The sequence below is a fragment of the Bathymodiolus platifrons methanotrophic gill symbiont genome, from assembly GCF_002189065.1.
Lineage (GTDB): Bacteria > Pseudomonadota > Gammaproteobacteria > Methylococcales > Methylomonadaceae > Methyloprofundus.
Genome location: NZ_BDMN01000282.1, coordinates 1 through 12,947 on the forward strand (window position 1 = coordinate 1; position 12,947 = coordinate 12,947).

Sequence of the window (12,947 nt, forward strand, 5' to 3'; positions counted from 1 at the left end):
CTGAAGTTTCCCAATAATTATTTATGGTAAAATTGAAACTATGCTACAACTATATGAAAAAAATAGTCTTTTCATTCGTTTCAAATGCTATTGCCTAAGGGGAATTAAGTAGGGGTTTGCTATAAACATGGCAAAACCACCTAAAATAAACCTCGATACACCAGCATTGTGTATTTCAGCTACTCAATAATTGGGAAACTTCAGCTTATTTATACCCCCTTTTATAAAAAATTAATGTGGATAAATCTGTTAGTTAAGCTTAGACAAAGGTGTGGGTATTTTGTATTCAAATACAGACACTCCTTTTCTTAACAGTTTTCTAACATCTTAGTCTAAACTTTATAACAAGCTTAATGACAAGCTAAGAACTTGATTTATCATTTTAAAATAGACTTATCCACAAGTAAATCTTTGACTAATAGTAATAATAAGTTTTATATAAAGATATTCTTAATTATTATTAATAACGGTGCTATTCTATGCACAGAACTTCTACTACCCTTAACTTTTACAGGTTTTACCTAATATGTCCGATCGAGAAAAAACACACAATACACTGCATAAAGCTTTAGAAGTAAATCTTGATAACTGTAAATATGGAACAATTGTTGAAATCGGAGCGGGTCAGGAAGTAGCTAGAAATTTTTTTAGAGCGGGTGGTGCTGCTGGGACTATAGCTAAAACTATGTCTGCTTATGATATGCAAGTAAGCGATGATATATATGGTGCAGAAGAAACCCGTAGATATGTTACTCGTAATCGATTAGAAAAAATGCTGGATAAAGAATATGCAGCTGTTACAGATCTGCTATCTCCTACACGACCTAAAAATACAACCTTCTTTTCTTATGCTGCCACAGTAACCGCTAAAAGCTATTTACAAAAAAATGAGTGTCATGGCTGGATAGGGATTCGTGTGCAACTGTACCCGGGTGCAGCACCCAGTAATATTATTTTACATGTACGCATGTTAGATAATGATGGCAGTGCACAACAGGAAGCTTTAGGGGTTCTGGGGGTTAATTTAATTCATGCTGCATTTCATTATTTTACCCAACCTAAAAAGATCATCGAATCATTAGTTGATGATTTAGAAGATTGTCGAATCGAAATCGATATGATTGACTTTTCAGGCCCATATTTTGAAGAGACCGAAAATAGGTTAATGAATTTACACCTGGTGCACCATAACCTGACTCATGCCATTATGTTTAGCCCGGATGGTGAAGTACAAGTACCAAGTGAACTTTTATATAAAAAGAATATTTTGGTAATACGCGGAAACTTTACTCCCTTAACCAAAGTTCAACTGGATATGACTAAATGTGGTCAGCAGCATTTTAATGAAATGGGCAATATAAATTCTGAAAAGACAATAGTCCTAGCTGAAATTACTATGGCAAGTTTAACGGTTGGAAATGAAATAAATGATGCCGACTTTCTGGCACGAGTAGATATGCTGAATACTCAGGGCTATACCGTAATGATTTCCAATTACTTACGTTACTTCCGTTTGCGTGCCTATTTTCGTCGTTATTCTCAATTACAAATTGGTATGATTTTAGGGATATCTAATCTGGAACTAATTTTTACCGAAGAATACTATAAGGGCTTAGAAGGGGGAATTTTAGAGGCCTTTTCTAAACTATTTCAAAATAATACACACTTATATATTTACCCCTTTAAAAATCCTGATCAGGATGAACTGGTAACAGCTCATAATTTTCAAGCGCCTAAAAAACTACAGTATCTTTATAAATATGTATTGGATAATAATTACTTAGTGGGTCTAGAAAATGTTGATGAAAGCGTATTAGATATCAACCCGTCTGAAGTTCTTGCAAATATTAAAAAAGGGCGTGGCAACTGGGAAAATCAAGTACCAGAATCTATTGCTGAAATGATTATCAATAAAAAATTACTGGGATTTGTTGATAAATAGAGGTGTAGAGCGGACTTTAGTCCGCTATAGCACAAAACTGGCGGATCAGATTTGGCTTCTCCTTCCTGTGTATAATCTTGTGTATTTATATCTTTATCACCTGTGAACTAACTGTGTTCAAATTTTAATCTTTCATCTATCCACAGATTAACTACAGCTATCTGCAATCTTAGGCACAAAGTTAAAAACAGGGTAAAATACTGATTTTATACTGATAAAAAGACTTTTCAACAGGTATAAGCTTACCTAATAGTAATAATAAAATAATATATTCTTTTATGAAATTTATAATTAATAGAGAGCTAATACTCCCTCCTCTACAACGAATCGTTAATGTTATCGAAAATAGGCAAACCATGCCTATTCTTGCTAATGTTCTATTCCAACTGGAAAAAAACAAACTTACGCTGACAGGGACTGATCTAGAAGTACAGATTGTAGCCAGGCTTTCATTAGAGAATGAAGCTGAAGGGAGTATCACTATTCCTGCTCGAAAACTTCTTGAGATCTGTCGGTTATTACCGAGTGGAGCTGACATTAAGTTTGAGTTAATTGATACTAAGCTTAAAATTCAATCAGGACGTGGCCGGTTTATGGTCAGCACTCTAAAAGCGGATGATTATCCAAATTTTGAAATGAGTGTAATGGATTGTCGGTTTACTATGCAGGCTGGACAGCTTAAAAAAGCACTAGATAAAACTACCTTCTGTATGGCTAATCAGGATATACGTTATTACTTGAATGGCATTATGCTGAGCATATTTAACCAGCAATTAAAATTTGTTGGTTCGGATGGACATAGGCTCTCAATATACAAAGATAGCATTACACAAGAAACCGGTATTGAATTACGCATTATCATTCCTAGAAAAGGTGTATTGGAATTAGTACATTTATTAGATATTGAGGAAGAGAAAGAAGTACAGATAGAGTTTTCACGTAATAATATACGTATCGTTATTGATAATTTAATATTTTCTGCCAAGCTGGTGGATTCGAAATATCCAGATTTCAATAAAGTATTTGAACAAGATTTTCATAGCCCTATCCACGTACAAAAACAAATATTAAAAGATGCGCTAACCAGAGTTGCCATTCTTTCTAATGAAAAATTTAAAGGGGTGGAATTTGTCATTGATGGAAATAACTTACAAATCAGTACAAATAACCCTGAGCATGAAGAAGCTGAAGAAGAGATTGTCATTGAATATCAGGGGCCACCTCTTTCGATTGCCTTTAACTCTCAATATATTTTAGATGCCATTGCCAACCTGGACTCAGAGCTTGCAGTACTGACAATAGCTGAAAATTCCAGTTGCTGCTTTATTGAAGAACCCGATGAGCAGAAATACAAATTTATTGTTATGCCCATGCGTTTATAAAATGTAATGAGTTTACAAAAGCTAGATATTTACCATGTTCGTAACCTGACACAAGCCACTTTATATCCAGCAAAAAAGATCAATTTAATTTATGGTAATAATGCCAGCGGTAAAAGCTCCATACTTGAAGCGATTCATTTACTAGGTAGAGCAAACTCTTTTCGCTCTACCACTGTCAAAAATGTTATCCAGCTTACATATAATGAATTAACCGTTTCAGGTAAAGTTCGTTTTAGCAATTCCCATGTGTCCACTTTAGGGATCCAGCACGATGGTAAAAACCTACAGATCCGGATTGATGAAGAAACCAGGTATGCCAGGTCTGACTTAGCTTATGCTTTACCTATTCAATTAATCCATCCCAAAAGTTATCAATTAATAGATGCTGGCCCTCAGTTGCGCAGAGAGTTTATTGACTGGGGGGTATTTAATCAACATCCAGATTTTCTAAATAATTGGCGACATTTTAAAAAAGCTTTAAATCATCGTAATGCATTATTAAAAACCCGTAGAGTTATCGAGCTAAATGTTTGGAATCACGAATTGCAACAATACGGTACAATAGTGGCCGAATATCGAAAACAATATTTAGCAGAACTTACCCCTTTCTTTTTAACCATTACGCAACAGTTTTTAGAACTAGAGAATCTTGAACTAAAGTTACTTCAAGGATGGGATGAAGAGAGCCTGTTACTAGATAAGTTGATAGAAGACCAGGAAAAAGATTTACGCTATGGCTTTACTCATAGTGGTCCACATAGAGCTGATTTTCAGTTAATGTATGAATCGAGAAAAGCAAAAGACTTTGTTTCTCGTGGGCAATTAAAGTTATTAGTTTTATCTTTAAAACTAGCACAAGTAGAACATCTTTTAAGTAATGGTTTTCACTCAGGCTGTGTACTGATTGATGATGCGGTTGCTGAATTAGATTTTACTAGTCGAACAAAATTATTAGAGTTTCTCGAAGCAATGGATGTACAGGTATTTATGACTGCAACTGAGAAAAACGAATTTGGTGATGTAGGTCAGCATAAAATGTTTCACGTGAAACATGGGGTGGTGACTGAGGATTAATGTTTCACGTGAAACATTATGAATAAAGGTAGTGATAAAACGTGGGGCGGTGTAAATGAGTGATGTCAAAATGATAATAATCACGGCATTAACAATGCTCCCACACAATAACAATAAGGTTAAACATGAGCGACAATACGGATAATTACGATAGTTCCAATATTAAGGTTTTAAAAGGTCTGGATGCAGTACGTAAAAGGCCAGGTATGTATATTGGAGATACCGATGATGGAACAGGTTTGCACCATATGGTATTTGAGGTGGTGGATAATTCCATTGATGAAGCATTAGCTGGTTTCTGTAAAGAAGTTAATGTGAGCATTAATGACGATGGCTCTGTGACGGTATCAGATGATGGTCGTGGAATTCCAGTTGACATACACCCCGAGGAAGGCCGCTCATCAGCTGAAGTTATCATGACGGTGCTACATGCAGGGGGTAAGTTTGATGATAACGCTTACAAGGTCTCAGGTGGCTTGCACGGGGTAGGTATTTCTGTAGTTAATGCTTTATCAGAAAAGTTAGATCTGGAAATATATAAACATGGCCATGTTTATCGTCAAACCTACAAACATGGTGAACCTGTTGCGCCTTTAGAAAAAATGGAAGCGACGGATAAACAGGGAACACAGGTTACATTTTTACCGAGTACAGAAACTTTTACCGATGTTGAATTTCATTATGAAATACTGGTTAAACGCTTACGTGAATTATCATTCTTAAATTCAGGCGTACGCATTCATGTCAAAGATGCACGTAATGATAAAGAAGATGTTTTTGAATTTGAAGGGGGTATTAAAGCGTTTGTTGAGCATCTGAATAAAAACAAAACCCCTTTATTTCCAGAAGTATTTCACTTCACCGTAGAAAAAGAGGATGTCATTGTCGAAGTCGCGATGCAATGGAATGACTCTTACCAGGAAAATATTTTTTGTTTTACCAATAATATTCCGCAGCGTGATGGTGGTTCACATTTAGCCGGATTTAGAGGTGGATTAACTAGAACCATAAATCAATATATTGAAGCGAACGGTCTGGCTAAAAAAGAAAAGGTTTCAACCACGGGGGATGATGCTCGAGAAGGCCTGACTGCAGTCTTATCCGTAAAAGTGCCTGATCCTAAGTTTTCTTCGCAAACAAAAGATAAGCTGGTATCTTCAGAGATCAAGCCATTAGTTGAATCAGCAATGAGTGAAAGGTTAAATGACTTTTTACAAGAAACACCGGGAATAGCAAAAATTATTGCGGGTAAAATCATTGAAGCAGCAAGAGCCAGAGATGCAGCCCGTAAGGCAAGAGAGCTAACCCGCCGTAAAACAACACTGGATATTGCAGGTTTACCCGGTAAATTAGCTGATTGTCAGGAAAAGGATCCGGCGCTATCAGAAATTTTTATCGTGGAAGGAGACTCAGCGGGGGGGTCTGCCAAACAAGGTAGAGACAGACGCACGCAAGCCATATTGCCACTAAAAGGAAAAATTCTAAATGTAGAAAGAGCGCGTTTTGACCGCATGATTTCATCGGATGAAGTTGGTACCCTGATTACTGCTTTAGGCTGTGGTATTGGTAAAGATGAATATGATCCTGAAAAATTACGTTATCACCGTATTATTATCATGACTGATGCGGATGTGGATGGCTCACATATCAGAACTTTATTACTGACTTTCTTTTATAGACAAATGCCTGAGTTGATAGAGCGTGGACATATTTATATTGCGCAACCGCCTTTATATAAAATAAAAAAAGGAAAGCAAGAGCGCTATGTAAAGGATGATTCGGAATTGAATGATTATTTAATACAGATGGCACTGGAGAAAACTCAGTTAATCACGAATAGTGAAACACCAGAAATTAAAGGGATCGGTCTGGAAAAACTAGCTAATGAATATCTGGGTGTTGAAGAAGTTATAAATCGCATGGGAAGACGTTACGATAATGACTTTTTAGAACAGCTTAGCTATGTACCTGTTTTAACAAAAGAAGCACAACAGGATGAGGCGCAATTGATAGCATGGCTGGCTGTAGTAGAAAAAGGCTTGAATCAGCGGATTAGTAAATCAACTTTTGTGATTGAGACAGTTTTTCATAGTGCTGAGGATTACACCTTAACCATTCATAAAAAAGAGCATGGCGTAGAGAAGGTATTTATAGTTGAAGCTGTCTTTTTTAAGAGTAATGACTATAAGAAGATAGCAACCTATGTAGAAGATACAGCGGGCTTATTTAGTGAAGAATCATTTATCCAGATGGGTGAGCGTAAACATCTTGTAGATAATTTTAAACAGGCGTTTAACTGGATGATGCGTGAAGTTAAAAAAGGTCAACATATCCAGCGCTATAAAGGTTTAGGGGAAATGAATCCGGAACAACTGTTTGAAACTACACTAGATGTAAATCAGCGGGTATTATTACAGGTCAATATTGCCGATGCTATTACAGCGGATGAAGTGTTTACTACATTGATGGGAGATGTAGTTGAACCGCGTAGAGACTTTATAGTCAAAAATGCATTGGATGTATCAAACCTGGATGTTTAAAAAATAACTGTAGAGCGGACTTCAGTCCGCTAATATCATTTAAGTTTGGTATCATAGGGCTGATTAGCGTATACGCTAATCAGCCCTATTTTTGTTCACAACAAATTCAAATAACATGCTTACTTACCCAATTATAGATCCTGTTGCAATTAGTCTAGGTCCCATTAAAGTGCACTGGTACGGACTGATGTATTTAATCGGCATTGGAGGAGCCTGGCTGCTACTTACTAAACGTGTTACTAGAAACGATTCTCCGGTTAAACTGGAAGCTTTAGAGGACTTAATTTTTTATGCAGCAATGGGTATTATTCTTGGTGGGCGTGTAGGTTATGTCATCTTTTACAACTTTAACCAGTTTATAGCAGATCCATTAATGCTCTTTAAAGTCTGGGAAGGTGGCATGTCATTTCATGGGGGTCTGATAGGTGTGGTCTTGGCAATGTGGATATCAGCGCGCAAGAATCAGTGCACCATGCTAGCATTGACTGACTTTATTGCCCCAGTTGTACCGGTTGGTTTATTCTTTGGGCGTATAGGTAATTTTATTAATGCAGAATTATGGGGTAGACCAACAGATGTTAACTGGTCATTTGTATTTCCAGGCGCAGGGTCTCTACCTAGACACCCATCTCAATTATATGAAGCTGCTTTAGAAGGTCTGGTACTGTTTTTGATTTTATGGATTTTTTCTAATAAGCAAAGACCCTATATGGCAGTCTCTGGCCTATTTGCATTATTTTATGGACTCTTCCGTTTTATTGTAGAGTTCTACCGAGTGCCTGATGCGCATCTGGGATACCTGGCAATGGATTGGTTGACCATGGGACAGATCTTATCTACACCGATGATTATACTGGGATTGATATTACTTGGTTTAGCCTATAGTAAAAAATAGTGCAGACATTTAATTTAAACAGCGGGCTAAAGCGCCGCCCTACAATGTTATCTTAACCGTAGGGCGGCGCTTTAGCCCGCTTCTAAATACAAATAATATAATCTCGTTCCCATGCTCTCCGTCTTGTTTAAAAATACTCCTAGGCATAGTAAATACTAACCATGAAACAATATCTCGAGTTATTAGAAGAAACGTTCACTACAGGCTGTTTAAAGGGTGATCGTACTGGTACTGGCACAAAATCACTTTTCGGCCGTCAGGCACGCTTTAATTTGCAGGAAGGGCTACCCTTAGTTACAACTAAGCGCTTACACACCAAGTCAATTATTCATGAGTTACTCTGGTTTCTAAAGGGTGATACCAATATTAAATATCTTAAGGATAATGGCGTTTCAATCTGGAATGAATGGGCGACCGAATCAGGTGAGCTTGGTCCAGTATATGGCGCACAATGGAGAAACTGGAAAGGTGTAGAAGGTGAACACTATGACCAGGTAACAGCACTAATCGAAGGTATAAAAAACAACCCAGATAGTCGCCGACATATTATCAGTGGCTGGAATGTTGCCGACTTACCCGATGAAACAAAATCTCCTCAGGAAAATGTAGCCAATGGAAAAATGGCTTTACCGCCCTGCCACTTACTTTACCAATGGTATGTAGCTGACGGAAAATTAAGCGGATCGCTGTATATCAGAAGTAACGACCTGTTTTTAGGGAATCCATATAATACATGTAGCCTGGCAATTTTTACTCATATGATTGCCCAGCAATGTGACCTGGAGGTAGGAGAGATTATTATCTCAATCGGTGATTGTCATCTATATAGCAATCATTTTGAACAGGCAAAAATACAATTACAGCGCGAACCTAGAGCGTTACCTAAACTGATTATCAAACGCAAACCGGCAAGTATATTTGATTACCAGTTTGAAGATTTTGAAATAGAAGGATATGATCCACATCCACATATCTCAGCCCCCATAGCTGTGTAAGGGTATTTAAAATGTAGGGCGTGGCTTCACCCGCCTTCAATGCCAGATAATAAGGTACAACAACAGTGACCAATGAAACCGATATTATAAAAAAACGCTACGACAGGATTGCGCCCTATTTTGATAAGATCGAAAGCATGATGGAAAAGATGATGCTGGGTGATTTAAGAGCCAGCATCTGGGAGAAAGTTACAGGAGAAAAAATTCTGGAAGCCGGAGTTGGCACAGGAAAAAACTTCCCCTACTATCCCGCTAAATCAATTAATGCGATTGATTTTAGCCCGGCGATGATTAAACAGGCAGAACTAAAGCGACATCAAATAGGCGTGGTTGTTGAATTATCAATTATGGATGTACAACTATTAGACTTCCCGGATAATCATTTTGATAGCATCATCACGACTTTTTTATTCTGCTCAGTCCCGGGGCCAAAACAAGGTCTATTAGAATTAAAAAGAGTCTGTAAACCAGGCGGTGAAATTTTATTATTAGAGCATGTATTAAGTAGCAATCGATTTGCCGCAGCGATGATGCATTTGTTAAATCCGGTTACTGTGCGTTTAGTTGGAGCGAATATAAACCGGGAAACAGTCAAGACAATTCAATCTTGTGGGTTTTCTAAAGTAGAAGTATTACCAGAAAGTACGCATTTCGTACGCTTGAAATAAGTTTTTTGTACACGACCCTGCAATCCCGTAATTCATTTTTAAAAAATTAAACCAATAATCTTCCGTATTTATGCAAGTCCTTCTATATAACGAACTTAATCCTAAAGTGATCCCTGGCTTAGCAAAGCTGATTAAATTTCTGGAAAATGACGACTTTCACTCAGCGGATGTTAAAAAAGTTGGAGACAATTTATACCGTGCCAAGCTCAATCGGAACGATCGAATCATTCTTTCGATCTATCAACATCTGGGCAAACCTTATGCTCTGATACTGGAATATATTAAAAATCATGCCTATGAAAAATCGCGATTTTTAAACCAGAATGCCAGCTTCGATGAAGATAAAATTCCCACCATTAAAACGTCCGATGAGTTAAAAGCGGAAGCGTTGGTCTATGTAAACCCAAGCCATAAAAGCTTTAATCTGTTAGATAAAATTGTTTCGTTTGATGATAGCCAGCAGTCAGTCTATGCCTTACAACCTCCTCTGGTTATTATTGGCTCAGCGGGAAGTGGCAAAACGGCACTGACTCTGGAAAAAATGAAACATGCAGTCGGGGATGTTTTATATTTAACGCAATCGGCCTATCTGGTCAAAAATTCACGAGATTTATATTATGCACATAACTACGATAATGAAGATCAGCAAGTTGATTTTTTATCGTTCCAGGAATTTTTAGAAAGTATTCATGTCCCTGAAGGCAAGCCTGTTACTTTTCAACGCTTTCAGCAATGGTTTAGCCGTCATAAAAAAGGCAAACAGCTTAATGATGCGCATAAATTGTTTGAAGAATTCCGTGGTGTTATCACTGGGCCAGCAACGGATAAAAGTTGGCTTAGCAGAGAAGATTATTTAGCGTTAGGTATTAAAGAAACTATTTTCTTACAGGCGGAACGTGAGGCAGTCTATAGTATTTTTGAAAAATACCTCAGCTTCTTACAAGATAATAAACTCTACGATAGCAATATTGTCAGCCATCAGTATTTAGATAAACAGCAAGCTCGATATGATTTTGTGATTGTAGATGAAGTACAAGACCTGACCAATATTCAGCTTTACCTGATTATTAAGTCTTTACATCATGTGCACGATTTTATTTTATGTGGTGATTCTAATCAGATTGTTCACCCTAACTTTTTTTCCTGGTCAAAAGTAAAAAGCCTGTTTTACAAGCAAGAAGATTTAGGGGCAGCAGAAAATCTGATTCGTATATTAAACACCAATTACCGGAACTCACCTCAGGTGACCGAAATTGCCAATAAAATACTGAAGATTAAAAATAACCGTTTTGGCTCGATTGATAAGGAAAGCCATTATCTGGTAGAAAGTAATGGGCATACTCAAGGTGAAGTGGTGTTTTTACAAGATAACGACCATATCAAACAAGAGCTGGATAAAAAAACCAAAGCCTCGACCCGCTTCGCTATTATCGTCATGACTCCCGAGCAAAAACCGATGGCGCAACAGCATTTCAGTACCCCTCTGGTTTTTACCATACAGGAAGCCAAGGGACTGGAATACGAAAATATTATTCTCTACAATTTTCTATCTCAGGAAGAGCAACGCTATAGGGAAATTAGTAAGGGTGTCACACCAGAGGATCTGGAAAAAAACATTAAATTTTCCCGGGCCAAAGATAAGACCGATAAATCATTAGAGGTTTATAAGTTTTATATTAACTCTCTGTATGTGGCCTTAACGCGTGCAATTAAAAATCTATACTGGATAGAAAGCGCTCCTAAACAACAATTGCTTGGCTTGATTGGTTTAGATAATGCCCAGGCTACTCTGGAAATTGCGGATAGTAATTCAAGTCTTGATGACTGGAGGCAAGAAGCACATAAGCTGGAACTACAGGGAAAGCAGGAACAAGCTGAACGTATTCGCGAGGAAATTCTTAAACAGAAGACGCCGAACTGGACAGTGATTAGCGGCGATAGTTTGGCAGCACTAAAAGAAAAGGCCTTTGAACAGGATAATAAAAAAGCCAAGTTAGAATTGTTTGAATATGCGCTGGTGTATGAAGACCGTAAGTTACTCAATGCTTTAATCAGGGCAGATTTTAAACCCGCTAAAAATCCGGATAAGGGGCTACAATTATTACAGCAAAAACACTATGCGACTTATAGCTTTAAAAAACCGGATGCGGTAATTAAGCAAGTCAATCACTATGGACCTGATTTCCGTAACGTATTTAATCAAACACCCTTAATGGTCGCTGCTTGGATTGGAAATGTTGAGGTCATCAAAGCCTTATTTGAACAAGGTGCAGATACCGAAAAGATAGATGAAAATGGTTTTACCGCATTACAGATAGCCTTATCTCAGGCTACAGGTGATGAGAATTACGCACGTAAAAAACTAGCCGAAACCTACCTCCCTTTGGAACCAACTAGTATCAGTATTCAGGTGGATGGACGCTTAATTAAATTAGACAAACATCAGATGGAGTTTTTTATGCTCAATATGATGATTGCCTTATTCTATCGAGCATTACCTGAAAAAGTGATTAATATGGCAGGCGCATTTTCTAGCCAGGACTTTGTCGATGCGGTTGCGCATATGCCGAATAGTGTCTTGCTCGAACGGCGTAAAAAACGCGCCTATCTCTCCAGCATTCTATCCAAGAATGAATTTACTAAAGACGACAAAAATAATCGTAAATTGTTCTTTCGTATCAAGCATGGTCATTATTTATTTAACCCTAATCTTGCACTTAAAGTTGGTGAGGAATGGGTGAATATTTATGATTTATTGTCATTAGATAAATTGGCTGTCCAGCATAAAAAACGCGAGAAATGGTGGGTATCTGATATGAATGAACGTTCAGCTGAAATTCTTGAGCATAATAAAAGTGTTATCAAGTCACAGATTGATGTTGTACAGAAGAATTAAAATAGGACAAATATATTTAATCTGCTTTAATGGGAAGCCAAAAGTGTCAACTACTATGAAAGAAAATTATGAATCATGCTGAGATTTAAATGGTAATAAACTTCCTCATCTCCGTGTAGTTTTGTATTGAATTTTTTCATCCAGAATTCTAGGTTTTGCTTTGGTATGCTGGTGAGTTTGCAGTTTTTATGTCTATGCCAGAAACAGCCTTATATCTTCTTAAAACCAGGTCAGATTTCTGAGGGTATTTGCTATCCTTTTAGCGTGTATTTATCTATAGCGTCTAACCTTGAAGCTATTCCACTCCTTAATATTGTTATGAGATTAATAAAACTGTACTTGTAGCCAATTAAGTGGGGAGAGAAAGCAACCAACCATCTTTGTCTCACTAGAATTATGGAGAATAAGGTTGTTGAACACAAAGAGAAATGAGCGTATAAATAAACGTCTTACTTTTATTCTTACCGAGAAAAACCATGCTAGCATCTCATGTTAAATTATCGAGCAAAGGGCAAATAGTAATGCCCAAAACAATACGAGATTCATTACATTGGG

At 37.3% G+C, this 12,947-nt stretch carries 8 protein-coding genes; all 8 read left to right on the top strand.

Features of this window, described 5'->3' with window-relative positions; genetic code table 11:
• Positions 1 to 526 precede the first annotated feature (526 nt).
• The 8 genes from CDZ78_RS15120 (at position 527) to CDZ78_RS15155 (ending at position 12,392) form a co-directional block, all read left to right on the top strand.
• Entirely contained in the window at positions 527 to 1,942 is a 1,416-nt protein-coding gene (locus CDZ78_RS15120) for a nicotinate-nucleotide adenylyltransferase (RefSeq protein WP_087870751.1), read from the top strand.
• A gap of 278 nt (positions 1,943 to 2,220) precedes the next feature.
• On the top strand, positions 2,221 to 3,324 hold the full coding sequence (gene dnaN, locus CDZ78_RS15125; protein WP_087870752.1) for a DNA polymerase III subunit beta: 1,104 nt from the start codon (positions 2,221 to 2,223) through the stop codon (positions 3,322 to 3,324).
• A gap of 6 nt (positions 3,325 to 3,330) precedes the next feature.
• Positions 3,331 to 4,398: a DNA replication/repair protein RecF gene (gene recF / locus CDZ78_RS15130; protein ID WP_087870753.1), complete on the top strand. Its 1,068-nt coding sequence runs from the start codon at positions 3,331 to 3,333 to the stop codon at positions 4,396 to 4,398.
• 125 nt (positions 4,399 to 4,523) lie between these two features.
• Complete coding sequence (gene gyrB, locus CDZ78_RS15135; RefSeq protein ID WP_087870754.1) at positions 4,524 to 6,938, top strand: DNA topoisomerase (ATP-hydrolyzing) subunit B; 2,415 nt, start codon at positions 4,524 to 4,526, stop codon at positions 6,936 to 6,938.
• Positions 6,939 to 7,053: 115 nt separating this feature from the next.
• Positions 7,054 to 7,833, top strand: a complete 780-nt coding sequence (gene lgt, locus CDZ78_RS15140; RefSeq protein WP_087870755.1) for a prolipoprotein diacylglyceryl transferase — start codon at positions 7,054 to 7,056, stop codon at positions 7,831 to 7,833.
• A 161-nt stretch (positions 7,834 to 7,994) separates the two neighbouring features.
• Positions 7,995 to 8,828, top strand: a complete 834-nt coding sequence (locus tag CDZ78_RS15145) for a thymidylate synthase (RefSeq protein WP_087870756.1) — start codon at positions 7,995 to 7,997, stop codon at positions 8,826 to 8,828.
• 65 nt (positions 8,829 to 8,893) lie between these two features.
• Positions 8,894 to 9,496, top strand: a complete 603-nt coding sequence (locus CDZ78_RS15150; RefSeq protein ID WP_087870757.1) for a class I SAM-dependent methyltransferase — start codon at positions 8,894 to 8,896, stop codon at positions 9,494 to 9,496.
• A 70-nt stretch (positions 9,497 to 9,566) separates the two neighbouring features.
• Positions 9,567 to 12,392, top strand: a complete 2,826-nt coding sequence (locus CDZ78_RS15155; protein ID WP_087870758.1) for an ankyrin repeat domain-containing protein — start codon at positions 9,567 to 9,569, stop codon at positions 12,390 to 12,392.
• The last annotated feature ends 555 nt before the right edge of the window (positions 12,393 to 12,947 follow it).

What these genes read in the sequence shown, in the direction of transcription:
- CDZ78_RS15120 (WP_087870751.1), top strand. Translation starts at nt 527, where the DNA reads ATGTCCGATCGAGAAAAAACACACAATACACTGCATAAAGCTTTAGAA.
- dnaN (WP_087870752.1), top strand. Translation starts at nt 2,221, where the DNA reads ATGAAATTTATAATTAATAGAGAGCTAATACTCCCTCCTCTACAACGA.
- recF (WP_087870753.1), top strand. Translation starts at nt 3,331, where the DNA reads ATGAGTTTACAAAAGCTAGATATTTACCATGTTCGTAACCTGACACAA.
- gyrB (WP_087870754.1), top strand. Translation starts at nt 4,524, where the DNA reads ATGAGCGACAATACGGATAATTACGATAGTTCCAATATTAAGGTTTTA.
- lgt (WP_087870755.1), top strand. Translation starts at nt 7,054, where the DNA reads ATGCTTACTTACCCAATTATAGATCCTGTTGCAATTAGTCTAGGTCCC.
- CDZ78_RS15145 (WP_087870756.1), top strand. Translation starts at nt 7,995, where the DNA reads ATGAAACAATATCTCGAGTTATTAGAAGAAACGTTCACTACAGGCTGT.
- CDZ78_RS15155 (WP_087870758.1), top strand. Translation starts at nt 9,567, where the DNA reads ATGCAAGTCCTTCTATATAACGAACTTAATCCTAAAGTGATCCCTGGC.